The sequence below is a fragment of the Marinobacterium aestuariivivens genome, assembly GCF_042661465.1.
Classification (GTDB): Bacteria; Pseudomonadota; Gammaproteobacteria; order Pseudomonadales; family Balneatricaceae; genus Marinobacterium_A; species Marinobacterium_A aestuariivivens.
In genome coordinates this window covers 4,715,896-4,738,680 of record NZ_JBHSWE010000001.1, presented here as the reverse complement: position 1 = coordinate 4,738,680, position 22,785 = coordinate 4,715,896, and the positions used below count along the sequence as shown (strand labels likewise).

Annotated in this window: 19 protein-coding genes and 2 pseudogenes; 10 read left to right on the top strand and 11 right to left on the bottom strand. The window is 63.4% G+C overall.

From position 1 onward, the window contains the following. Positions 1-44: 44 nt before the first annotated feature. Positions 45-2,744, bottom strand: a complete 2,700-nt coding sequence (locus tag ACFQDL_RS24800; protein ID WP_379911349.1) for a caspase family protein — start codon at positions 2,742-2,744, stop codon at positions 45-47. A gap of 106 nt (positions 2,745-2,850) precedes the next feature. On the opposite strand from ACFQDL_RS24800, the gene ACFQDL_RS24795 reads away from it, so the two are divergent. After that, entirely contained in the window at positions 2,851-3,711 is an 861-nt protein-coding gene (locus ACFQDL_RS24795; RefSeq protein ID WP_379911348.1) for a hypothetical protein, read from the top strand. Here the strand turns inward: ACFQDL_RS24795 and ACFQDL_RS24790 are convergent. Then, positions 3,701-3,868 carry a hypothetical protein gene (locus ACFQDL_RS24790; protein WP_379911347.1) on the bottom strand — a complete coding sequence of 56 codons (168 nt, stop codon included), beginning with the start codon at positions 3,866-3,868 and terminating at the stop codon, positions 3,701-3,703. The two genes, ACFQDL_RS24795 and ACFQDL_RS24790, sit on opposite strands and share 11 nt — an antisense overlap. Continuing rightward, positions 3,862-4,659: an adenylate/guanylate cyclase domain-containing protein gene (locus ACFQDL_RS24785; RefSeq protein ID WP_379911346.1), complete on the bottom strand. Its 798-nt coding sequence runs from the start codon at positions 4,657-4,659 to the stop codon at positions 3,862-3,864. Before ACFQDL_RS24785 ends, ACFQDL_RS24790 begins: the two co-directional genes overlap by 7 nt. 257 nt (positions 4,660-4,916) lie before the next feature. Between ACFQDL_RS24785 and ACFQDL_RS24780 the strand changes: the two genes are divergently transcribed. Beyond that, the gene (locus ACFQDL_RS24780) at positions 4,917-6,056 is read left to right on the top strand and encodes an autotransporter outer membrane beta-barrel domain-containing protein (protein ID WP_379911345.1); all 1,140 of its coding nucleotides are present in this window, start codon (positions 4,917-4,919) and stop codon (positions 6,054-6,056) included. A gap of 49 nt (positions 6,057-6,105) precedes the next feature. Here ACFQDL_RS24780 and ACFQDL_RS24775 read toward each other — a convergent pair whose 3' ends face one another. Beyond that, a complete protein-coding gene (locus ACFQDL_RS24775; RefSeq protein WP_379911344.1) occupies positions 6,106-6,537 on the bottom strand; it encodes a cupredoxin domain-containing protein in 432 nt (143 codons plus the stop codon). Positions 6,538-6,699: 162 nt separating this feature from the next. Here ACFQDL_RS24775 and ACFQDL_RS24770 point away from each other — a divergent pair, with 162 nt between their 5' ends. The 8 genes and pseudogenes from ACFQDL_RS24770 to ACFQDL_RS24735 all read left to right on the top strand — a co-directional run bounded on the left by ACFQDL_RS24770 (position 6,700) and on the right by ACFQDL_RS24735 (position 14,483). Next, on the top strand, positions 6,700-7,890 hold the full coding sequence (locus tag ACFQDL_RS24770; RefSeq protein WP_379911343.1) for an ABC transporter substrate-binding protein: 1,191 nt from the start codon (positions 6,700-6,702) through the stop codon (positions 7,888-7,890). 2 nt (positions 7,891-7,892) lie between these two features. Continuing rightward, the gene (locus ACFQDL_RS24765) at positions 7,893-8,750 is read left to right on the top strand and encodes a PQQ-dependent catabolism-associated beta-propeller protein (protein ID WP_379911342.1); all 858 of its coding nucleotides are present in this window, start codon (positions 7,893-7,895) and stop codon (positions 8,748-8,750) included. Positions 8,751-8,779: 29 nt separating this feature from the next. Then, positions 8,780-8,860 (top strand): hypothetical protein, encoded by an 81-nt coding sequence (locus ACFQDL_RS24760; RefSeq protein ID WP_379913320.1) that lies wholly within the window; start codon positions 8,780-8,782, stop codon positions 8,858-8,860. Then, entirely contained in the window at positions 8,860-9,600 is a 741-nt protein-coding gene (locus ACFQDL_RS24755; RefSeq protein WP_379911341.1) for an ABC transporter ATP-binding protein, read from the top strand. Before ACFQDL_RS24760 ends, ACFQDL_RS24755 begins: the two co-directional genes overlap by 1 nt. Further along, positions 9,597-10,427: an ABC transporter permease gene (locus ACFQDL_RS24750; protein ID WP_379911340.1), complete on the top strand. Its 831-nt coding sequence runs from the start codon at positions 9,597-9,599 to the stop codon at positions 10,425-10,427. The genes ACFQDL_RS24755 and ACFQDL_RS24750 overlap by 4 nt, the downstream gene beginning before the upstream one ends. Positions 10,428-10,653: 226 nt before the next feature. Next, entirely contained in the window at positions 10,654-11,658 is a 1,005-nt protein-coding gene (locus tag ACFQDL_RS24745; RefSeq protein ID WP_379911339.1) for an ABC transporter substrate-binding protein, read from the top strand. 3 nt (positions 11,659-11,661) lie between these two features. Beyond that, positions 11,662-13,580, top strand: a pseudogene (locus tag ACFQDL_RS24740) (diguanylate cyclase domain-containing protein); the annotation flags it as partial. 30 nt (positions 13,581-13,610) lie between these two features. After that, on the top strand, positions 13,611-14,483 hold the full coding sequence (locus ACFQDL_RS24735; RefSeq protein ID WP_379913318.1) for a putative bifunctional diguanylate cyclase/phosphodiesterase: 873 nt from the start codon (positions 13,611-13,613) through the stop codon (positions 14,481-14,483). A gap of 41 nt (positions 14,484-14,524) precedes the next feature. Here ACFQDL_RS24735 and ACFQDL_RS24730 read toward each other — a convergent pair whose 3' ends face one another. The 7 genes and pseudogenes from ACFQDL_RS24730 to ACFQDL_RS24700 form a co-directional block, all read right to left on the bottom strand. Then, on the bottom strand, positions 14,525-15,550 hold the full coding sequence (locus ACFQDL_RS24730; RefSeq protein ID WP_379911338.1) for a LacI family DNA-binding transcriptional regulator: 1,026 nt from the start codon (positions 15,548-15,550) through the stop codon (positions 14,525-14,527). Positions 15,551-15,704: 154 nt separating this feature from the next. Next, on the bottom strand, positions 15,705-15,953 hold the full coding sequence (locus tag ACFQDL_RS24725) for an FmdB family zinc ribbon protein (protein WP_379911337.1): 249 nt from the start codon (positions 15,951-15,953) through the stop codon (positions 15,705-15,707). Between the two features lie 133 nt (positions 15,954-16,086). Next, positions 16,087-16,839: a sulfite exporter TauE/SafE family protein gene (locus ACFQDL_RS24720; RefSeq protein ID WP_379911336.1), complete on the bottom strand. Its 753-nt coding sequence runs from the start codon at positions 16,837-16,839 to the stop codon at positions 16,087-16,089. A 120-nt stretch (positions 16,840-16,959) separates the two neighbouring features. Continuing rightward, on the bottom strand, positions 16,960-18,351 hold the full coding sequence (lpdA, locus tag ACFQDL_RS24715) for a dihydrolipoyl dehydrogenase (protein WP_379911335.1): 1,392 nt from the start codon (positions 18,349-18,351) through the stop codon (positions 16,960-16,962). A gap of 52 nt (positions 18,352-18,403) precedes the next feature. Continuing rightward, positions 18,404-19,696: pseudogene (locus ACFQDL_RS24710) on the bottom strand (pyruvate dehydrogenase complex dihydrolipoamide acetyltransferase); the annotation flags it as partial. An 87-nt stretch (positions 19,697-19,783) separates the two neighbouring features. After that, positions 19,784-20,323, bottom strand: coding sequence for a VOC family protein (locus ACFQDL_RS24705; protein WP_379911334.1), 540 nt, complete (start codon positions 20,321-20,323; stop codon positions 19,784-19,786). Between the two features lie 112 nt (positions 20,324-20,435). Beyond that, entirely contained in the window at positions 20,436-22,634 is a 2,199-nt protein-coding gene (locus tag ACFQDL_RS24700; RefSeq protein WP_379911333.1) for a dehydrogenase E1 component subunit alpha/beta, read from the bottom strand. Between the last annotated feature and the right edge of the window lie 151 nt (positions 22,635-22,785).

Here is a 22,785-nt window from a genome sequence, read left to right as displayed (position 1 = left end):
CGTTGTCCTCCGGGCGAGTCCCGGTTCAGGGCGTCCATGGCGGCTCAGAGGGGCCGGAAAAAGAACTCGCCGGCTTCATGACCGGCATGATGGATAGGTGCATAATCGGGTACCTGTTGCAGTTCGGGCCTCAGCTTGCGCTGCTGTACCCGCTGCAGTACTTCGCGGTACAGGGCATGGCCCTCGAGTACGCGCTGATTGCCGCTAAGGGTCTCCAGAAATGCCGTGGCAAAAACGGAATGATTGCCGCCCGCCGAATCCGGCACCGGCTTGACGCCGCCCGAGGTCAGAACGGTGCGCGCCCTCACCTGCGCCAGGGTCATGATCCATTCGTTGCGGTTGTCCTCGGGAATGCTCAACTCCAGCCTGGGCATCGACGACAGACTCAGGGTACCGGAATAGCAGGAGTCGGCGACCACCATCACCTGTTTGGCGCGCATGGCGTTGAGGATATCGGTGATATCGACGTTGGAGATCCAGTTGGCGCTGTTGCCCTGCTCCGCATCGACCGGCAGCCAGAAGCCGCGATCGTTGATTCGATCCAGTTCGCCGTGACCGGCATAGTAGATCAGCAGATTGTCCTGCTCGGTAAGCTCCTGCCGCAAGCGGTTCAGCGCCGAGAGTATCGCGTAGCGGTCCGCATCGAGCAGCAGGGTGGTCTTGAAACCGTATCGTTCACGCAGCAGTTTTTCCGCATCGCGGGCATCGTTTCTGGCCGTATTCAGACTCGGGAAGTGGCGATACCGGTTGTTGCCGATAACCAGTGCATGGTAGTTGCCAAGCGCGAGTTCGGGTGCCTGTGTCGCCTCGGTAGTGGAACCTTCAGACGCTTTGGCGACCGCAGGCGGCTCGGTGACCAGTGAGAACGCGGCCACGACACGACGTCCCTCGCGGTCGACGGCAACGATCTCCACCGGCGTCCTGCCGGACCGGATCGGGACCTTGACCTGGAACAGGCTGTTGTCCCCAACGGCCACCGCCTTGCCATTGACCTGGAAGCTCAACAGACCGGCCGGCGCCACCACCTTGCCGATAACCTCCCGCTCCAGCACCGGCGACTGCAACTGAACACTGGGCACGCCGCGCATCAGCACAACGGGCGGCTCAATGATCTCGATCGAGGGCGGTCCGGCCGCCGCAACAGCGCGTCCTGTCTCGGCCCGCTCCAGTTGCGACAGCTGCTGCTCCTGCTGTCGAACCGCCTGCTGCAAGGCTTCGATCTCGGACTGCTGGGCGTCGACCTGCTGCTGCCGGGACTGCAGTTGCCGGTCCAGCGCGGCAATCTCGCTCTGGCGACGTTGCCGCTGTGCCCGGGTCTCCTGGGCAAAGAGCTGCAGCTCCGTTTCATAGCGGGTACGGCTGGCGGCCAGCTCCGCCTCGCTTTGCTGCTGTTGTGCCTGCATCTGCTGTAGTACAGTCTCCTTCTCCTTCAGCGCCAGCTGGAGTGTCTGCTGTTGCTCGCGATACTGCTGCAGTCGCTGCTCGGTGCCGCTCTGTTCGCTCTGGAGTGCATTCAGTGCCTGTTGCAGGCGTTGCTGTTCCTCGCGTCCTTCGGAGATCAACGATTCGTAGCGCTGCTGTTGGTTCTCCAGCGTCCGGTTCTGTTGCGCGAGCGTCTGCAGACGCGCTTCGTCCGCGTTCTGGCCACTGCTCAGCTCGCGCTGGCGCGCCAGCGCCTGGCGGCTGGCCTCCAGCTCCTGCCGGGTGGCAGACAGTTCCTGCCGGTGGCCGGCAAGTTGCACCTGAGCCTGCTGCAACTGTGCCCGCAAACCCTCGACCTGCTGCTGCGTACCGGCAAGCCGCTGCTCCAGCTCCGGCCCGCTGCGCGCCAGCCCATCGAGCTGTTGCTGCAACTGCTGCTTGTCCCGGGACAGCGAATCGACCTGCTGTCGCAGAGCCGCGGAATCATCGGCCGGGGGAGGCACGGCGGCACCGGGTGGCGACTTCTTCTGTTCCAGCCGGCGCCGGATCTCGTCAGCCTGGCGCCGCGACGCCTCCAGCTCCTGCTGTCTGGCCTCGAGCTGCCGCTGGGTGCGCTGCACCTGGGCACGCAGCTGCGCCTCCGATTCCCGGCGTTGCGACAGCTCGCTGCGCAACGACGTCAGTTCGCGTTCCTGCTCGTCGAACTCCGCCTTGAGCGTCGAGCTGAACGCCAGATCATCGCCCAGCCCCGAGGCCCTTCGATACCAGTTGAGCGCCGCCTGCCGGTCCCGGGGGACACCGAGCCCCTTTTCGCTGAGGTTGCCCATGTTGATCTGTGCCGGAGCATATCCCTGATCAGCCGCCTGCCGGTACCAGTGAGCGGCCACGCGATAATCCGGCGCCAGTCCCAAGCCCTTTTCGTAGATCTCGCCAACGTAGTTCTGCGCCTCGGGGTCGCCTTCCAGCGCCTTCGGAAGCCAGACCTTCAGCGCGCTGGCATAGTCGGCGCGGTCGTAGGCCACGTACTCGCCGCCCCGGATCTCGCAGTTGACGGCGGAGGTCCGTATCGGCCGCCGGGCGGTCTGATAGGTCAGTTGCCGGCCCAGTTTTCGCACCTGGCCGGGCAGCAGGCAGTCTACGATCAGAAAGTCGTCCGCGTTGCGCGCCGCTGCAGCCTCGGTCGCCGTCTGTTGCAACTGACCACCGCCCTGGCAGCCCGCCAGCACCAGGACCAGCAGAAGCAGCCCGCGCCCAATCCAACCGGCCGGCAATCCGCCGCCCGAATGCAAAAAGCCAAGCCCCTCAGTGCCACCCGCTCTCATCTGGTTACCCTACTGGTCGAGTCAGCTGCGCCTTCCTACAATGATAGTTCAAGCCGGTCCCCAGCCCAGCCCGATTGCGCTACCGCCCGGCAGAAAAAGGCTTGTGATGACGCTCTGCGACCTTCCAATCCGTTGGCGCCGTACCGCGGCGCTGCTCCTGCTGCTGAGTATCAGCGGCTGCAGTCTTGCGCCGGCCGGGCGTTTCGATAACGAGGCCCGTCGCCTCGGTTTCAGCAAAAGCCTCGTCATGGGCGCCGGCTTCGAACATGTGCTGTTCTCGCCTGCACCGATGCCGCGGGGCCCGCTGCTGCATGTTTACCTGGCCGGGGACGGCTCGCCCTGGCTCGATGGACGCTGGCCCGCGGCCGACCCGACGCCGCGGAAGCCGTTGATGCTGCAGTTGATGGCGCAGGATCCGGCGCCGCGTCTCTATCTCGGGCGCCCCTGCTATCACGCGCCGGCGACGCCGCCGGCGTGCACGCCCGATCTCTGGACCGACGGCCGCTACTCGCAGATGGTGGTCGACAGTCTCGCAGCCGCCCTTCAACAGTGGCGTGCAACGCACGACTACCAAGGCCTGATCCTGTTCGGGTACAGCGGCGGCGGTACCCTGGCGATGTTGCTGGCCGAACGCCTGCCCGATACCCGGGCGGTCGTCACCCTGGCCGCCAATCTGGATCCGCAACGCTGGGCCACTCACCACGGCTACCGGCCACTGCAAAAATCGCTCAACCCGGCTGTGCGACCGCCGCTGCCCGGGTCCATTCATCAGCTGCATCTGACGGGCGGTCGCGACCGCAACGTGCCCGTCGACCTGGTCGAGGCGGCGATTGTCCGCCAGCCCTCGGCGCAGCACCTGCATTTCGCCGCATTCGACCACCGCTGCTGCTGGCGCTCCGCATGGCCCGGGCTGCTCGAAACACTGGCCCGACGGCTCGATGACGGGCCGCGGCCGGTCAATCGATAAGGCGTGCCCGCAGGCTATCGGCCGAGTCGGCTTCGGGCACCTCGCCGAGCCCGATCAGGCAACCGCCATGGAGGCTGAGGATATCCCGGTGCACGAAGGTCTCGTCGCCGTCTTCATCGATCAGATAGGTACCGTTGGTGCTCTGGTCGGTCAGCACGAAGTGACCCTTGTGGTAATTGATGCGGGCATGCTGGCGGGACGCCAGCTCTGGATGACCACCAGGTCGTTCTGCTCGGAGCGGCCGATGGTCAGGCTGGGGCGTTGGGCGCAGATCTCGATCGACAGGCCGCGGTATTCGAGCCGGAGCCGGGCCCCCGGCCGCGTCAGGCGTGGCCCCGGCTCGCAGCCTGCCATCCGGGTCAGGTCGTCGCGCTGCCACAGGAGCTCGAAGATCTCGACCTCCTCGCGCTTGCCTTTGACCGGCGCGCAGTCGATCCGACGTACCATGCCGGCCCATTCCGGCCCCAGAATCCGGAAGGTGGCACCGGTGGTCAACACCTGTCCGGCCTTGGCCTGGGCGGCGATACGCGCCGCCAGATTGACGGTGTCGCCGAAAATATCGCCGGCATCCAGCAACACGGATCCCTGATGGAAGCCCACGCGGATCTGGATCGGCCGCCCCTCGACGACCAGCGCACCGCTGATCCCCTCCTGCATCCGTATCGCCGACCGCGCGGCGGCCCGGGCTTCCTCGAAGCTGACCATCACCTCGTCGCCGATCGTCTTGATCAGCGTGCCGCCCTGGCCTTCGCAGGCGCTGATCATCAGACCGATGCAGTTCGCCACGATCTCGCGTGCCCTCAGATCGCCTACAGCCTCGTACAGCCGGGTACTGCCGCTGATATCGGCAAAGAGCACCGCCCGCTGCTGTTCGTTGGCCATCGCTGTTGCCTCGATATCCCGCCGGACCCGACCGCCGGCGAATGCGACGGTCTTCGATTGCAACATAGCAGACCGGGCCCCGACTGACATGGCAGTTCGCGCGATTGCGATGTTGCATCGCGGTAGCTGCACTACACTTACACATCGACAATTCCTCTCAACCAGCCTCGCCCCGGGGGGACACCATGGAATGCAGGACATCGGAACCGGCCTCTGCCCAGGCCTTTCATATTAAGACAGGTAGCATCGTCGTACTTTGCGGCCTCTTGACGACGGGTCAGGCATTCGCCCAGACACCGGCAGAGGAGCTGGACGACAATTGGGTGAACATCTGCGAAGGCGCCGACCCCGAGAGCGACCTCGCCAGCCAGTGCGAATTGATTCTCGAAGCCGGCCCAGGTTCGGGCAATCGTCGCTCGGCTGCCGCGACGGGCAATAACATGGGCATCCAGGGTGCCCAGAGCAGGATCTCGCTGACCGGCGCCCGTCTCCAGGCGACCAATATCGAGTCTAGGCTCGACGAGGAGGATGACGAGGACGAAGAAAACGGCGGCGGCGCCAGCGCCGAAATGAATTTTGGCCGCCTCAGCCTGTTCGTTACCGCCAACTATACCGATACCGAGCGCGACGACAGCGATTTCGAAACCGGATACGACGAAGATCTCTACGGCGCCACCTTCGGCGCCGATTACCGCTATTCGGACCAGGTCACGGCCGGGGTGGCAATTGGCTATTCCGACAGCGAGGCCGATTTCGACAACAGCGCCGGCAGCCTCGATACCGACAATATATCGCTGATCGCCTACGGCAATTTCCGTCCGCGCGAGAATCTCTATATCGACGCCTACCTCGGCTATGCCTGGCTCGATTACGATAGCACCCGGAACATAAACTATGAGTTATTCGTTGACGACGGTGTAAATCCTCCTGTTTCCCTCGGTACTGTATCAGAAGTGGCAACAGGAGATACCGATGGCGACCAGTGGTTCGGCGGCATCAATCTGGGTTACGACCGGGTATCCGGGCCCTGGACCCTGAGTCCGCAGGCCAGCCTCGACTTTATCGAGACCGATATCGACAGCTGGTCCGAAAGCGGCGGTGGCGGCCTGGCGCAAAGCTACGACGACCAGTCGATTTCGTCGCTGACCACAAGCCTCGGCGCCCAGGTCAGCTACGCCCTGAGCCGCAGCTGGGGCGTCCTGCTGCCCCAGGCCAGCATCTTCTACGTCCACGAATTCGACGACGATTCCCGGACCATCACCTCGAGCTTCGCGGAGGATACGGGCAATACGGCCCTGAATTACCAAACCGACGAACCCGATCGCAACTACTTTACCGCCGGCATCGGCGCCACGGCCGTGCTGGCCAATGGCATCATGCCGTTCGTCGACTACCAGGCCCTGCTGGGGCACGACTTTCTCGACGAACAGGTCATCACCATCGGCGTACGCGTGGAGCTCTGACGCCCCCACAAAAGGCAGGTGGCGGCGTGTAGCCTGTCGAAGGAAAAGTTCAGCGCACGCTGAAGGTCCCGACCATGCCCTTGCCTTCCAGCCCGGCGGAATAGAAGCTGAATTCGCCGGGCTTCACCGGCACGAAGTAGAGTTCGGCTTCGCCTTCCTGCTCGAACTCGAGTTCAGTCAGGCTCACGGCCTTGATCTCCATGTCGCCGGCCTCGACCTTGCGCAGGAAGATCGCGGCAAAGAACTCCGGCGCGCGGATGGCGTATTCCTTGCGACCGGTCGAGATGATTTCGAGCTTGTAGGCCTTGCCGGTTTCCAGTTCGTAGCGATTCTGCGACATCGAATAATCGCTCTCTTCACTGCCGAGCACCAGCGCGGGCAGTTCGGTGGGCCGGGTCGTCAAGTCGCCTTCGGCCAGGGCCTGAACGGACGCCAGCAGGCCTGCGGCCAGCACCGCGGAGATGATCGGTCGGGTCGGCATTGTTGTTGTCCTTCTGCTTGTTGTTGTCACCTGTCATGCTGCCGTGCACCGGGCGGGGCCTGAATAGTACTTCGGTACCAATCGAACGGTACTTTCTGCATATTTCGCCGTTTTGCCACCGCCCCTAAGCTGGTCGTATAGCCATAACAAGAAAGACCCGCGATGACGACCCGACAACTTCTGCGACTGGCCGGTCTCGGACTGGCCCTGCTGATCGGCGCGACAGCGGCGGCCGAAAGCCTCGAAATCCGCATCGGCTACCTCAGCTACCGCCCGGCTACGCCGCCGGCGCTGTCTAATGTCCTGCCCGAGTCACGCGACACCGGCCTGCGCGGTACCGAGCTGGCCATCGCCGACAGCAACACCACCGGACGTTTCCTCAAACAGCGCTATCGCCTCGAGACCGCCGAGAACGGGGATCCCCAGGCGCTGCTGCTGCAGGCACAGGCAATGCACGACAGCGGCATCGGCCTCTTCGTCGCCGACCTGCCGGCGGCACAACTGATCGAACTCAGTACCAGGCTGGGGCCCGATACACTGATCTTCAATGCCGGCAGCAGCGACGACACCCTGCGCACCGAGCAATGCCTGGCCAATGTGCTGCATACGCTGCCGAGCCGGGCGATGCTGGCCGATGCGCTGGCGCAGTGGCTGGCGTCGCGCAGGTGGCAGGACTGGCTGCTGATCGTCGGCAACCAGCCGGAGGACAGAGCCTATGCCGAGGCGCTGAAACGTGCCGGCAGGCGCTTTGGCGGCACCGTCGTCGCCGAGAAGGCCTGGAGCTTCGATACCGACCTGCGCCGCAGCGCCCAGAAGGAACTGCCGCTGTTCACCCAGGGCAAGGATTACGACGTGGTGCTGGTTGCCGACGAGCGCGGCGATTTTGGCGAATACGTCCTCTACAACAGCTGGTTCCCGCGCCCTGTCGCCGGCACCCAGGGACTGACGCCGGTGGCCTGGCACCGCGTCGTCGAACAGTGGGGAGCGGCCCAGCTGCAAAGCCGTTTCGAGGAAAACGCCGGGCGCTGGATGGACAGCCGCGACTATGCCGCCTGGGCCGGCGTGCGCTCGATCGCCGAGGCCGTGACCCAGTTGAAGGCCGTGGAACCGGCCGCCATCCGCGACTTCCTGCTGTCCGATAAATTCCAGCTTGCCGCCTTCAAGGGGCGCAAGCTCAGCTACCGTCCCTGGAGCGGCCAGCTGCGCCAGCCGATCCCACTGGTCCATCCGCGCGCCCTGGTTTCCCAGTCGCCGCAGGAGGGCATCCTGCACCCCGTGACCGATCTCGACAGCCTGGGCTTCGATGCGCCAGAAAGCCGCTGCGCCGAGCTGTACGCCAACAGAGGAGAATAACAATGACACTCAAGAGAACTGCCCTGGGCCTGGCGTGCACGCTGTTGCTGTCGCCGCTGGCCCTGGCCGAAGTTGCCTATGTCTCGAACGAGAAGGACGACACCCTGTCGCTGATCGATCTCGACAGTCTCGAAGTAATCGAAACCCTCGACGTCGGCCAGCGCCCGCGCGGCATCACCCTGTCGAAAGACGGCAGCAAGCTGTATATCTGTGCCAGCGACTCCGACACCGTGCAGATAATGGATCTGGCCAGTCACAGGATCGTCGCCAGCCTGCCGTCGGGCGAGGACCCGGAACAGTTCGCGCTGCACCCCAACGACAAACGGCTCTATATCGCCAACGAGGACGACGCCCTGGTCACCGTGGTCGATGTCGACAGCCACGAAGTGCTGGCGCAGATCGACGTCGGCGTCGAGCCCGAGGGCATGGCGGTGAGCCCGGACGGCAAGTGGGCGGTCAACACCAGCGAAACCACCAACATGCTGCACTGGATCGACACCGAAACCCATGAACTGGTCGATAACACCCTGGTCGATCAGCGCCCGCGCCATGTCGAGTTCAGCAAGGACGGCTCGGTGCTCTGGGCCAGTGCCGAGATCGGCGGCACCGTCTCGGTGGTCGATGTCGAGACGCGCCAGATCACCCGCAAACTGACCTTCGAGATCCGCGGCGTGCACCCGGACAAGATCCAGCCGGTCGGCGTCAAGCTGACCTCGGACGGCCGTTACGCCTTCGTCGCCCTGGGGCCGGCCAACCATGTCGCCGTCGTCGATGCCAGCACCTACGAGGTGCTCGACTACCTGCTGGTCGGCCGCCGCGTCTGGCACCGGCGTTCAGCAGCGACGAGTCGAAGCTGCTGACCACCAACGGCGTCAGCGGCGACGTCTCGGTGATCGACGTCGACAGGCTCAAGGTGGTGAAATCGATCAAGGTCGGCCGCTACCCCTGGGGCCTGGCGGTGAAATCCTGATGAGCATCGCGGTCGAGGGGCTCGGCTTTCGCTACGGTGCCCGGGAAGCACTGCGGGACCTCAGCTTCGAACTGGAGACGGGCAGCTTCAATGCGCTGCTGGGCCCCAACGGCGCCGGCAAGAGCACCCTGTTCGCGCTGCTGACCCGCCTTTATGCGCTGCAGCAGGGCGAGATCCGCATGCTGGGCAGGCCGATCCGCCAGCATCCGGCCGAGGTGATGCAGCGCCTCGGCGTGGTGTTCCAGCAGAGCACCCTGGATCTCGACCTCAGCGTCGAGCAGAATCTCGACTACCACGGCGCCCTGCACGGCCTCGATCGGCGCGAGATCCGCCGGCGCGCAGCGGCCGAGCTCGAGCGCCTGGGGCTGGCCGAGCGTCTCCACGAACGGGTGCGCAATCTCAACGGCGGCCACCGGCGCCGGGTCGAGATCGCGCGCGCCCTGCTCCACCGGCCGGCGATCCTGCTGCTGGACGAGGCCACCGTCGGCCTCGATACCCGCACCCGGGCCGACCTCAACGCCTATGTCCGCGGCCTGTGCCGGGACCAGGGGCTGACCGTGCTCTGGGCCACCCACCTGATCGAGGAGATCGAGGCGGACGATCGCGTCATCGTGCTGCACCGCGGCCGTGTGTGCGCGGATAATCGGGGCGAGCAGCTCTGCCGCCTGACCCGCAGCGTCAACCTCGCCGAGGCCTTCGAACGCCTGACCGCGTCAACGGATGCGGAGTGTGCCGCATGAACATGATGAGTTTGCCGACCCAACCCCGCCGGCGGGCCTACTGGCACAGCTTCCGCGGCATCCTGACGCGGGAGTTCCTGCGCTTCGTGCAGCAGCGTAGCCGTTTCCTCAGCGCCCTGGTGCGGCCACTGCTCTGGCTGGTGGTGTTCGCCGCCGGCTTCCGGGCTGCCCTGGGCGTGGCCATCATTCCCCCGTACCAGACCTACATCACCTACGAGACCTACATCGCGCCGGGCCTGTGCTGCATGATCCTGCTGTTCAACGGCATGCAGAGTTCGCTGTCGATGGTCTACGACCGCGAGATGGGCAGCATGCGCGTGCTGCTGATGAGCCCGCTGCCACGCACCTGGCTGCTACTGTGCAAGCTTGTCGCCATCGCGCTGATCTCGCTGACCCAGGTCTACGCCTTCCTCGGTCTCGCCTGGGTGCTTGTCGGCTTCGACCCGCCACTGGCGGGCCTGTTGTGGGCGCTGCCGGCATTACTGCTGACCGCGCTGCTGCTCGGCGCCATCGGTCTCTTCCTCTCGAGCCATATCCGCCAGCTGGAGAACTTCGCCGGCGTGATGAATTTCGTCATCTTCCCGATGTTCTTCGTCTCGTCGGCGCTCTATCCGCTATGGAAGATGCGCGAAGCGAACGAATGGCTCTACTGGGCCTGCATCCTTAATCCCTTCACTCACGCGGTCGAGCTGGTGCGTCATGCCCTCTATACGGAGCTGAACCTCCAGGCCCTGTGCATCACCGCAGGCACTACCGCCGCCTTTACCCTGCTGGCGCTGCTGGGCTTCAACCCGGAGCGTGCGGCGCGGAGCAAGACCGGGCGCTGAATCCGGACGCCGCTGTGCATGGCCTGGCGCCCCGAAGGCCAGGCCATTGGCCAACAACAGCGTGATTCGCGATGCGTCTTCGTCTCCGAAGACCCGGCCCGGCTACCCAAGGCTGCCGCCATGGGCTATGCTTGCCGCAATATATGGCAGGTTGTTGTACGGTACGGGCAAGGGTATGACCGACCGGTAATCTTCATTCACGGTGGGAACAGGATGTCACCCATTGATGAGCTATCGCTCCATGCCGCTGCCGGCCCTTGCGCTGATCAGCCTGAGTCTTCTGGCCGTTGTCGTGGCCCTGGCACTGTTAAACCGGCCAGCGCTGCCGCTGCAACGGCTGACCATCGCCGTCGCCACCAGTCCGCTGTCGGCGCCCGTCTACATCGCGGCGCAACAGGGCTACTTTCGCAATCAGGGCCTTGCGGTCGAGCTGATCGAGGTACCCGGCGGCAACCTGAGCTTCGACCTCATGGTCGCGGGCCAGGCGGATCTGGCCACCAGCTCGGAGTCGGTGGTGATGTTCCGCAGTTTCGAACGCCAGGACTTCCGGGTTCTTGCCTCCTTCGTCTCCTCCGATAACGATGTCAAGCTGCTGGCCAGCGCCGACGGCCCCATCCGCCACCTGCGCGACCTGGCAGGCGCCCGGGTAGCGGTCATCGACGACTCCTCGAGCGAATATTTCCTGCACAACGTGGCGCTGATGCACGGCATCGATCACAACGAGATCGAAACCCTGCCCCTGCAGGCCGACGAGATGAGCGCAGCGCTGCTGGAACAGAACCGGGTACAGGCCCTGTCGACCTGGGAACCCTTCGGTTACGAGATCGTCAAGGCCCTGGGCGAAAAGGCGGTGGTACTGCCCGGCAAGGGGCTCTACAGCCTCAACTTCAACCTCGTGACCCGGGAGGATACGCTGCAGGTCCGGGCCGACGCACTGCTGGCGTTTCTCAAGGCGCTGGACCAGGGGATAGAGTTCATGCACCGGGACCCGTCGGCGGCCCAGGGCATCATCCGCGCCCGGCTGGGTCTGGAGCCCGGTTTCATCAACTGGCTCTGGCCGGATTACAATTTCCGCCTCGGCATGGGCCATTCGTTACTGATATCGCTCGACAGTGCCGCACGCTGGGCACTGGCCACCGGCGCGGTGGCACCGCAACCGCCGCCCGACTTCCGCCGCCTGCTGGACAGCCGCCTGCTGCAACAGGTGGTCCCTGAAACCGAGGGCCTCTAGACGATGAAGGTCGGATCCCGCCTGCTGCTGCTGTCCTCTTTCGCCGCTGCCGTTGCGCTGTGCGGCTGGCTGGTTCACCAGTGGAGCGCCGGTCGCGTCGAGCAGGCGATGCAACAGCTCCACTATGCCGATGCGGTGCAGCAGGCCGTTACCCGCCTCAATACCCGCTTCGGCCTCTACCTGTCGTTCCATGACAGCTACAGTCTCTCCGAGTGGCACCGGGCGCGCGCGGCACTGTCGGAGACGCTGACGGCCAAGCCGGAGCAGGCTTATCGCTTTATTCACAGCATCAGCTATCAGAATACGACGGTCGAGCACCTCAGCGCCCTGATCGGCACCGCGCCCGCCGACAGCCCCGGACAGCGGCAGGTGACCTACCGCATCTATGCCACCCTGCAGGAGATGACAGAGGCTGCGAGCCGGCTCGGCAGTCTGGCCCAGGCACGCATGCGCGAGGCGGCGCACCAGGGTCGACTGCTGTCCCAGGGCCTGATGATCACCCTGGCACTGGTCCTGACGCTGATCGCCTTCCAGCTCTCGCGCAACCTGAAGGGACGACTGGACCTGATGCTCGAACAACTGCGCCGGGCCGCCGCCGGCAATCTGTCCCTGAGCATCGGCGACCAGCGCAATGACGAACTCGGCGAACTGGCCCGCGGCTTCGACCACATGCTCAGCCGTTTGCGCCGCACCACCTTTTCGGTCGATCAGCTGAACGAGGAGATCGCGCGTCAGACCGCGACCTTGAAGGATCATCAGGAGTACCTGCACACCCTCATCGAGGCCGAGCCGGCCTGTGTCATCACCCTCGATCCCGACGGTCACATACAGAGTATCAACAGTGCCGGCGCCCGGATGCTGCGGACCGACCCCGAGGTGGCGATCGGCGAAAGCTTTATCCGCCGCTTCGTCGCCCCGCCCGACCACGGGACCTTCGAACGACTGGTCGCCTCTGCCTATGACGGCAGGAGCGGTAATCTCCAGTACCGCCTGCACCGCCCCTATGCCCGCGATCAGTACTGGCTGCAAACCTATGCCGTGCCCTTCTACGACCACAGCGGCAAGATCCAGAGCATGATCACGGTCTCCCATGACGTCAGCGACCGGGTGCGCGAAGAGCAGCGCGTGCGTGAGGCGCGCGCCTTCCTGCAGAACGTGGTCGACAGTGTCCAGGATGCCATGGTGGTAAGAGATATCGACAGCAAAGTCAGACTGCTCAATCGCGCCGCCCGGGACAGCGAGCCCGGACACCCCTGCAACAGGCCCCTGCCTCCGCCCCAGCCGGGCGTCGAGCGCGATAGCGGTCGCCTGCCCGGTCCCGGTGACCGGACTTCCGAAACCTGCAGCTACCTGACAACCAGCGGGGACCGCCGTTATATCGAGCGGGTCGCCACGCCACTGGTACTGCCCGACGGCAGTCTGAATGGCGTGATCGAGCTGTTCCGGGATATTACCGAGAACACCCGGCTGTTGCGCGAACTGCATGAAGAACAGGCACGCCTGCAGCAGCTCGCCCACCATGACCTGCTGACGGGCCTGCCCAACCGCACCCTGTTCCTCGACCGGCTGGAGCAGACACTGCTCAGGGGCCGGCGGGACCGGCAGCGCTTCGCGCTGCTGTTCATCGATCTCGACCGTTTCAAGGAGATCAATGACAGCCTCGGCCATCAGGCGGGCGACCAGGTGTTGAGGATGGCCGCCCACCGCCTCAGTGAAACCATCAGGGCCAGCGACACCCTGGCGCGGCTCGGCGGCGACGAGTTCACCGTGATCATGTCCCCGCTGCAACACAGCGACGATGCGGCCATCCTGGCCCAGAAGCTGATCAAGTGCATCGAGCCCCCTACCAGCTCGACGAACACCGCCTGTTCGTTACCACCAGCATCGGCATCAGTATCTACCCCCATGACGGCTCGACCACCGAGGCGCTTATCAGCAACGCCGACGCCGCCATGTACAAGGCCAAGGAAGACGGCAAGAACATCTACCGCTACTACTCGCAGCAGCTTACCCGCCGCGCCATGGAGCACGTATCGCTGGCGTCGGAGCTGCACCGGGCGCTGACCCATGACGAGTTCCTGGTTCACTACCAGACCCAGTTCGACCTCCAGACCCGTGCCTTCATCGGCATGGAAGCGCTGGTGCGCTGGCAGCACCCGACCCAGGGCCTGCTGTTGCCGGGACGCTTTCTGCCGATCGCCGAAGGCTCCGGTCTGATTGCCCGCATCGGCAACTGCGTCATGGAGATGGTGATGCAGCAGACACGCCGGTGGCACGAGGCCGGCCTCGATCCCGGCGTGGTCGCGATTAATCTGTCGAGCCGCCAGATCGACAGCGAGCGTCAGCTGGAACTGATCCGGGACGGGCTGGACCGCCACGGCTGCAAACCCGAATGGTTCGAGCTGGAGGTTACCGAGGATTTTCTGATGCAGAATCCGGAACGTGCGATCGAGCTCTTCCACCGTCTGCGCGACCTCGGCTTCGAACTCGCCATCGACGACTTCGGCACCGGATTCTCGTCGCTGTCCTATCTCAAGCGCCTGCCGCTGACCCGGCTGAAAATCGACCGCGCCTTCGTCCGCGATCTGCCCGGCGACGCCGACGACCAGGCGATCTCCTGCGCGGTGATCGCCCTGGGCCAGAACCTCGGTCTCAAGGTAATCGCCGAGGGCGTGGAAACTCAGGAGCAGGCGGACTTTTTGCGCGCGGCCGGCTGCGACGAGGTACAGGGCTTCCTGTTCAGCCGGCCGCAGCCGGCGCACGCCATCACCGAAACCCTGAGGACCCGAAAACAGCACATCGCAGCGGCCAACGCCGGTTCGTAGAAGGTTTTATCGCTAATTCTTGAAGGCGGGTTCTGGGCCACCTAGCCCTTGCACGGGGCGGTCGAGCGCCGCTCCAGAAGCTTGGGCTCAAGTACGATGTGCTGCAGGGGCATATTCGGCTTGTTCAATCGCTCGAGTATCAGCCTGGCAGCTTTCTCACCCATTTTCAGGCGCGGAATCTCGATGGTTGTCAGCGGCACCCGGAACTGATCCAGATAGGGCATGTTGTTGAAGCCGATGACCGAGACATCTGCAGGGCAATTCAGGCCGTGGTTTTCCAGCTCTTCGATGCAGCCGAGGGCCACCAGGTCGTTGGCGGCGATCACAGCGGTAAAAGGAACCTTGCGGGCCAACAGCTCTCGAGTGGCCTCCTGGCCCGCCGCATGCTTGAACGCCTGGGCAAAGACGATCAGGTCTTCCTTGACTTCGATACCCTGCTCTTGCAACAGGTGGCGATAGGCCTGGTAGCGCTCGTAACCATCGGAAATATTCTGCGTCGCGGCAATGAGCGCGATCTCCTTGTGGCCCAGTTCGAGCAGGTGCTCGATAATCTGCTGCATCCCCGACTCATTGTCGATCACGATCTTGTCGACCAGGTCCTTGTCGATCGAACGACCGACCGTGATGGCCGGTATTTTGTTTTCTACACAGTAATCGACGGAAGCATCATCCCTGAAGGCACCGGCCAGAATAAAACCGTCGACCTGACGGCCCCGCATCCGTTTGATTTCAGTCAGCGCCAGCTCGATATCGTTTTCGCAGTACGCGATGATGGAGGTGTAACCTTCGCGGTTTAGATAGTTTATGATCCCTTTCAGGATTGGTGGGAACACCGGGTTCATCAGATCCGGGATGATCACCCCAATGGTCATCGAGCGGCCCTTTCTCAGGGCATAGGCCATGGTATTCTGCACGTAGCCCAGCTCATCAGCAGCCTGCTGCACTCTACGCACCTGCTCCGCCGTCAGCATCTTGCTGGTCTTCGGGTTCAGTGCGCGCGAAACCGTCGAGGTGTTGACGCCGAGGTGCTCGGCAATATCCCGCAATGTAACCTTTTTACCGCTCATGATCCCTGAACACCGGACAATTGGCTGCTATCGAGGTAACCATTCCGCCATGACCGTAATCTTTCGGACAGGGCCGACAGGCTCTTTACCGGGAAGGATACAGGTCAGGGCCCGGGTAGCAAAGCCCGGCGCCCGACCAAACCGCGGGGCAGCTTCAGTGACGATGGCCGCAGCCCGTCGAGCAGCCGCAGGCCGTCGCCGCTGCGCTCAGTTTATTGACCTGGGTGCTGCGCCTTAGCCCCTTGAGCTTGATGCCCAGGCCGCCGCTGATCAGTCGTTTCACCGGCAGCCCGGTTTCCGGGTCGGATTTCAACGGTTCGTCGGACATTTTCTGTACGACTTCAAAGCGGCGTGGCGCAGTATCGCTGTCGGCCGGAATGGTTTCGTATACGTAAGTGGGCATAGGGTTCATCCTCAGGGCAAATTGAAAGCTTCCAGGCGGCTATGTCGGGCCCGCCAGGACCGTCGAACACAGACCTACTTTATGCAATCGTTTGCATCAAGTCAACCCTGAGGTACCGTCGTTCGGCGGTCCTTCATAACGCCATCAGGCCGTCGTAGATCAGCTTGATGCCGGCAATCATCAGAAAGAAGTTGAAAAAACCATAGAACTGCGCCGCCGAGAACCGGCTGTGCAGCCAGTAACCCAGCCCGACGCCCAGAGGCGCCAGCGGCAGCAACATCAGCGAGGTCCAGAGATTATCCGCGCTGAACTGCCCCAGCCAGAAGTACGGCACCAACTTGACGTAGTTGGTGACGCAGAAAAGGACGGAGCAGGTGCCGACGAAGATGGTCGGAGGCAATTTCTGCGGCATCAGATAGACGCTGACCGGCGGACCACCGGCATGGATACCGAAGCTGGTAAAGCCGGCCAGCACCGACCAGAAGGTGCCCTGCACGGCGCCGGGGCGCCGCCCCTGCTCCTGCTGCTGTCCCTTGCGGTAATAGTTGAGGGAGAAGCCCAGCGCCAGCAGCCCAATGAGCAGCCGGACATGGGCTTCGGAGAGGTACTTGAAGGTGAAGGTTCCGATCACCACGCCGAGAATCGCTGCCGGCAGCATGATTTTGAGATTCTCGACGTCCCAGCGGCGCCAGAATTTTTTCATCGCAAGAATATCCATGACGCAGAGAATCGGCAGCAGAATGGCAGCCGCCTGCAACGGACTGACGGCAAAGGCCATGAGCGGAACGCTGACGATACCGATGGACCCGCCGAAGCCTCCCTTGGCAATGCCGAAGATCAGTACCGCCGGCACGGCACACAGCAGAAAAAACGGATCCAGTATCACTGCGGGCTACCTTCTGAACATCATGCTCTGGTGTCGGGCTTCGTCCTCAGACCGACCTACGGGTGCTCGGACCGACCTGCGGGGCCTCAAACCGGCCTGCGGCCCCGCAGCAATGGACGATCAGATATGCAACGCCTTGCCGTAAGCGTCGAGGGTCGCCTCGTGCATGCTTTCCGACAGGGTCGGATGGGCAAAGATGGTATGCATCAGCTCATGCTCGGTGGTCTCGAGCTGACGGGCCACGACATAGCCCTGGATCATCTCGGTCACTTCGGGACCGATCATGTGGGCTCCGAGCAGCTCGCCGGTCTTGTCGTCAAAGACGGTTTTCACCAGCCCCTCGGGTTCGCCCAGTGCGATCGCCTTGCCGTTGGCCTTGAACGGGAAGCGCCCCACCCGTACTTTGTAACCCTGCTCCAGGGCCTTGGCTTCGGTCAGGCCGACACTGGCGACCTGGGGGCTGCTGTAGGTACAGCCCGGCACGGCGCCCTTGTCCAGCGGTGTCAGCCCCTCGATACCCGCGATCTTTTCGACACAGATAATGCCTTCGTGGCTGGCCTTATGGGCAAGGCAGGGGGCGCCGGCGACGTCGCCGATGGCATAGAGGCCGGGCTCTGCGGTCTGCGACCACTCGTCCACCTGGATAAAGCTGCGCTCCACCTCGGCACGGGTGTTTTCCAGCCCGATGTTTTCGGTATTGCCGACCACGCCGACCGCGGAGATCAGCCGCTCCACCTCGATCTCTTCCCGCCCGCCGGCGCTATCGACCACGGCGACCACCGAATCCGCACCCTTGCGCAGTTCGGTCACCCGGGCGCCGGTCAGGATCCGGATGCCTTTCTGGCGGAATGCCTTGTCGGCCAGCGCCGCGATCTCGGCATCCTCGATCGGGAGGATCTGATCCAGCGCCTCGACCACCGTGACCTCGACACCGAGGCTGTTATAGAAGCTCGCAAACTCGATGCCGATGGCGCCTGCGCCCATCACCAACAGCGATTTAGGCAATGATTCCGGGGTCATGGCCTCCTTGTACGTCCAGACCAACTTACCATCAGGTTCGATACCCGGCAGACTACGGGCCCGGGCGCCAGTCGCCAGCACGATACTGTTGGAGGCCAGCTCCTCCTTCCCTTTATCACTGCTGACCTCGAGCTGCCCACCGCCCTTGAGTTGCGCATGGCCGGAGTAGACATCGACCTTGTTCTTTTTCAGCAGATGGCCGACCCCCTTGTTGAGGGTGCCGGCTACCCCGCGGGAGCGCGCGACGATCTTCTTAAGGTCGAACTCCAGTCCGCTCACCGAGACGCCGTAGCGGTCGGCATGGCGAATCTGGTCGATGACCTCGGCCGAGCGCAGCAGCGCCTTGGTGGGAATACAGCCCCAGTTCAGGCAGATCCCGCCCAGGTGCTCCCGTTCGACCAGTGCCGTTTTCATGCCCAGTTGAGACGCCCGGATGGCCGCGACATAGCCGCCGGGGCCACCGCCCACCACGATCAAATCGTAAGTATTCATATCCCGTTCTGATCCTCTGTTAGGAATGATGATTCAGGTCCTTGATGGCCATTCAGCCACCGCGAAGCATCAGATGGGTCGGATGTTCCAGGTAGTGCTTGAATGCCTGCAGGAAACGCGCGCCGACGGCGCCGTCAACCACCCGGTGGTCAACCGAGAGGGTGCAGCTGACGAGCGTTGCCACCGCCAGCTCGTCCCCGCGCACCACCGGTTTCTTCTCGGCTGCACCGACCGCCAGGATGCAGGACTGCGGCGGGTTGATGATGGCGTTGAAGGAACTGATGCCGTACATGCCGAGGTTCGAGATCGAAAAACCGCCGCCCTTGTACTCGTCGGGCTTCAGTCGCCCTTCCCGGGCCCGACCGGCCAGTTCCTTGACTTCGTTCGACAGCGTCGCCAGCCCCTTGGTATCGGCCTTGCGGACGATGGGCGTAATCAGGCCATCCTCGGTCGAGACCGCCACCGAGATATCGACATCCCGGTAGCGCAGTACCTCGGTATCGGTCCAGCTGGCGTTGACTTCCGGCACATCGCGCAACGCCAGCGCAGACGCCTTGATGACGAAGTCGTTGACTGTCAGCTTGTAACGTCCATCCCCTTCCGGCGACTCTGCATTGAGGCTGGCGCGCAATGCCAGCAACGCATCGATTTCGCAATCGACACTGAGGTAGAAATGCGGAATCGTCTGCTTCGACTCGACCAGGCGCGAAGCAATCACCTTGCGCATGCCGCTGTGGGGGATCGCTTCGTGGTCGCCGTGAACAACCGGCGTCTGTTTCGTCTGCAGCGGCACCACCTGTGCCGAAGCCGCAGCCGGCGCCTGTTGTGCCGGCGCCACGGGCGCCGCACTGCGAGTGCCAATGAAGTCGTTGACGTCGGCCTTGAGGATGCGACCGTTGGGCCCGCGCCCCTTCAGCGCCGACAGTTCGACATCGTTCTGACTGGCAATGCGCCGGGCCAGCGGGCTGGCAAAGATGCGTGTCTCACCGGCCGGCACCTCGGCCGCAGTCGGCGCCGCCGTGGCAACCGGAGCGGACTCGCTGGCGACGTCGGTCGCCGCCTGCGCAGACGCGGTATCGCTGGGCACAGCCGTGTCGGCGCCGTTGAGGAAGCTGTCGATATCGGCCTCGGTTTCACCCTCTTTCAGCAGTACGCCGATGGTCGAGTGCACCGGCACGTCGCTCTGGCCGCCCTCGACCAGAATACGGCCCAGCACGCCGCTCTCTTCGGCCTCAACTTCGACCAGTGCCTTGTCAGTTTCAATCTCGACGATAACGTCTCCCTTTTCGACCGGGTCGCCGACCTGCTTGGTCCAGGCGCCAATGGTACCGGCGTCGAAATCGGGGGTAACGGGGGGAGTGTAATGGCTACGGGCACTTGTCTGTCTCCTTAAGTCTTGTTCGGGGCCACGAGCGTCAGGCTTGAATAACGCCTATTCGGCGGGATGCGCCGGATGCCAGAGCTTATGCTGATAATCTTTCTCGTACGCTTTGCCGTTGGGGTAACTGAGCAGCTCCAACTGCATGCCCCAGGGCGCCTTGAAATAAACCCAGGTCTGGCCGCCGCTGGGGCCGGCTGTACGCACCACCGGCTCGCCCATGATCTCCACGCCATTGGCCTTGAGGTAATCGAGCGCCGCGTCGAAATCGTCGACATAGAAGGCCAGATGATGGCCGCCGATATCGCTGTTCTTCGGCTGTTCCCTGTTCTGATCCGGTGCCTGGTATTCGAACAGTTCGAAGTTCGAGCCGTGCTTGCAGCGCAGGAACTTCAGCTTTTTCATGACCGTCTGCGGATGCACGCCGAGTTGCTGCGCCATCCATTCGCCCCCTTCGAAGGGACCGAGCTCATAGAAGGCTTCACAGCCGATCACGTCGACAAAAAAGGCCACCGCCTCGTCCAGGTTCGGCACGGTAAAGCCGATATGGTCGGTGCCGCGCAAACCCGGCAGGCCTGATTCGTTGCTCGTCATAATGCCTCCGGCAATCTGCATCTGGTGGGATCCGCAGCCTGTGGGCCCCGGTCCCGGAAAGGAATCTATGGCAGGCAGGCCAGGATCCATCGACCCCGACCTGCTGCCCCGTTCAGGCGCTGGCCTTTTTCAGTGCCGCGCCCATGTCTGCCAGGGCCGCCTGGAAGCCGGCGGTAATCTCCTCCTCGCCGACATAGGCCGCACGCTCCAGTATCTTGGAGACACTGGGCGAAGATTCGCCGCCATAAATGCGGCGCACCGGATGATCCAGGTAGTCGAAGTAGCGCTTCTGGATCTCGTCGGCGAGCATGCCACCGTAGGAGTTGGTCAGGCTGCCCTGCTCCAGCACCACCACATGGTTGGTCTTGCGGATACTTTCGCCGAGGGTATCCCAGTCGATACCCGCGCGATCCAGCGAGCGCAGATCAATGACTTCGGCGTCGATGCCGAGTTTCTCGCAGACCTCGACCGCCTGGCTGACCATGTTGAGATAGGTGAGCACCGTGAACTTCTGGCCGCTGCGCACCACCTTGGCCTTGCCCAGCTCGATGAAATAGTCGAAGTCTTCGACCGGTCCCATACCGCTTTTGCCGTAGAGATCGACGGTCTCGATCACCAGTACCGGGTCTTCGCACTTCAGTGCGCTGTTCATCAACCCGACATAGTCGAACGGGGTCGAGGGCGCGACGATACGCCAGCCCGGCCACATCGAGAACAGGCCGGCCGGATCCATCGAGTGCTGTGAGCCGTAGCCGGTACCGATGGCGATCTTGGTACGCAGAACCAGCGGCACCCGGACCTTGCCACCGAACATGTGGCGCGCCTTGGCAATCTGGTTGAACAGCTGGTCGGCCGCCACCAGCGCGAAATCCGGATACATCAGTTCGACGATCGGGCGGTACTTGCCGACCATCGCGGTGCCGCCGGCCATGCCGACGAAACCGTGTTCGGCGATCGGCGTCGGCACGCAGCGGTCCGGCCAGCGCTCCGGAATGCCCTTGGTGGCGCCATTGGTGCCGCCCTTGAGCTTGTGCACATCCTCGCCGAGCACGTAGTAGCGGTCGTCATCCTCGAACCGGCGCACCATGGTCTTGGCGATGGTTTCGATGAATTTGACCTCATCGAGATTGCCGCTGTAGGTCGCTTCCTCGACATATTCGGTGCCGGCCAGCTCCGACAGGTCGCCACGCAGGTCCTCGTCGCAGGTTTTCGGATCCGGCCAGAGACCGGCAATGATGGTGCGACGGCTGCCTTCCTTTTGCGTCAGTCGTTCGACCGCCGACTCCACGGCCTGAGCCGCATTGTCCCGGAGATAGTCCAGCTCCTCCTCGGTAATCCAGCGACGCTGGAGCATGCCCGCTTCCATGCATTCGATCGGGTCCTGCTTGCGGCGTTCCTCTTCCTCGGCCTTGTCGCGATAACCGAAGGCGCTGCCCTTGATACCGCCGCTGTGGTGATAGTAGCGATAGACGTCGACCTCCAGCATCGCCGGACCGCGACCTTCGCGCAGCAACTCCTCGATCTGCATCATCGCCGTCCTGACACTCATCGGATCCATGCCGTTGACACGGAACGACGGGATGCCAAAGCCCAGCCCGCGAGCGGACATCCGGGTTTCGCGCGCCTGTTCCTTCACCGTGGTCGAAACGGCATAACCGTTGTTCTCGATGTAGAAACAGAGCGGCAGATCGTACAGTGCCGACAGGTTCAGGGTTTCCAGCACGTTGCCGATATGACAGGAACCATCGCCGAACGACGTCAGCACCAGATCCTGATCCCCGTCGCGCTTCTTCGACCAGGCGGCGCCGGCGGCGATCGGTACGGCACCACCGACGATGGCGTTGGTGCCCAGCACGCCGGCCTCTTCCCAGCGCAGGTGCATAGAGCCGCCCCGGCCGTTGCAATAACCGGGGCTGAGCCCCATGATTTCGGCCATGGTGCGATACAGCATCTCGCGCACCGCATCGGAAAACGGCTGCGTAGACGGATCCAGGTGCGGATCGTGCAGGTAATTCAATGCCTTGGCGAGAAAGAGATGGTGCCCCCGGTGCGAGCCGTTGACGAGGTCCGAGTCGCGCAATACCGACAGCGCACCGACGATGGCACCTTCCTGGCCGACACTGACATGCAGCGGGCCATGTACCAGGCCGTGTTTTTCCAGTCCGAGCAGCGCTTCCTCGAAGGCGCGGATCAGATGCATGTGACTGAGCATCTTGAGACAGCCGGTTTTTCCGGCCGTGTCCCAGTCCGAAGCGGTGGCCTGGATCTCAAGCCAGTCCACACCCAATGAGATCTTCTTCGCCTTAGGCATTTGGTAACTCCTGTCTTGTTCAAGGCATGCTCAAGGAAAGCGGGATCGTTGAAGGCCCGGTCACTGAAGTGCCTTTTACCTGTAATAAAAAAGCTGGCGGGCCCTTCGGCTCTGAACCAGGGCAATACGGGATGAGCGATTGGTACGGCCC

Bases quoted from the DNA above. Each gene is read 5' to 3' on its own strand.
- ACFQDL_RS24800 (WP_379911349.1), bottom strand. From the start codon at position 2,744: ATGAGAGCGGGTGGCACTGAGGGGCTTGGCTTTTTGCATTCGGGCGGC.
- ACFQDL_RS24795 (WP_379911348.1), top strand. From the start codon at position 2,851: ATGACGCTCTGCGACCTTCCAATCCGTTGGCGCCGTACCGCGGCGCTG.
- ACFQDL_RS24785 (WP_379911346.1), bottom strand. From the start codon at position 4,659: ATGTTGCAATCGAAGACCGTCGCATTCGCCGGCGGTCGGGTCCGGCGG.
- ACFQDL_RS24775 (WP_379911344.1), bottom strand. From the start codon at position 6,537: ATGCCGACCCGACCGATCATCTCCGCGGTGCTGGCCGCAGGCCTGCTG.
- ACFQDL_RS24770 (WP_379911343.1), top strand. From the start codon at position 6,700: ATGACGACCCGACAACTTCTGCGACTGGCCGGTCTCGGACTGGCCCTG.
- ACFQDL_RS24765 (WP_379911342.1), top strand. From the start codon at position 7,893: ATGACACTCAAGAGAACTGCCCTGGGCCTGGCGTGCACGCTGTTGCTG.
- ACFQDL_RS24755 (WP_379911341.1), top strand. From the start codon at position 8,860: ATGAGCATCGCGGTCGAGGGGCTCGGCTTTCGCTACGGTGCCCGGGAA.
- ACFQDL_RS24750 (WP_379911340.1), top strand. From the start codon at position 9,597: ATGAACATGATGAGTTTGCCGACCCAACCCCGCCGGCGGGCCTACTGG.
- ACFQDL_RS24745 (WP_379911339.1), top strand. From the start codon at position 10,654: ATGAGCTATCGCTCCATGCCGCTGCCGGCCCTTGCGCTGATCAGCCTG.
- ACFQDL_RS24735 (WP_379913318.1), top strand. From the start codon at position 13,611: ATGTACAAGGCCAAGGAAGACGGCAAGAACATCTACCGCTACTACTCG.
- ACFQDL_RS24730 (WP_379911338.1), bottom strand. From the start codon at position 15,550: ATGAGCGGTAAAAAGGTTACATTGCGGGATATTGCCGAGCACCTCGGC.
- ACFQDL_RS24725 (WP_379911337.1), bottom strand. From the start codon at position 15,953: ATGCCCACTTACGTATACGAAACCATTCCGGCCGACAGCGATACTGCG.
- lpdA (WP_379911335.1), bottom strand. From the start codon at position 18,351: ATGAATACTTACGATTTGATCGTGGTGGGCGGTGGCCCCGGCGGCTAT.
- ACFQDL_RS24705 (WP_379911334.1), bottom strand. From the start codon at position 20,323: ATGACGAGCAACGAATCAGGCCTGCCGGGTTTGCGCGGCACCGACCAT.
- ACFQDL_RS24700 (WP_379911333.1), bottom strand. From the start codon at position 22,634: ATGCCTAAGGCGAAGAAGATCTCATTGGGTGTGGACTGGCTTGAGATC.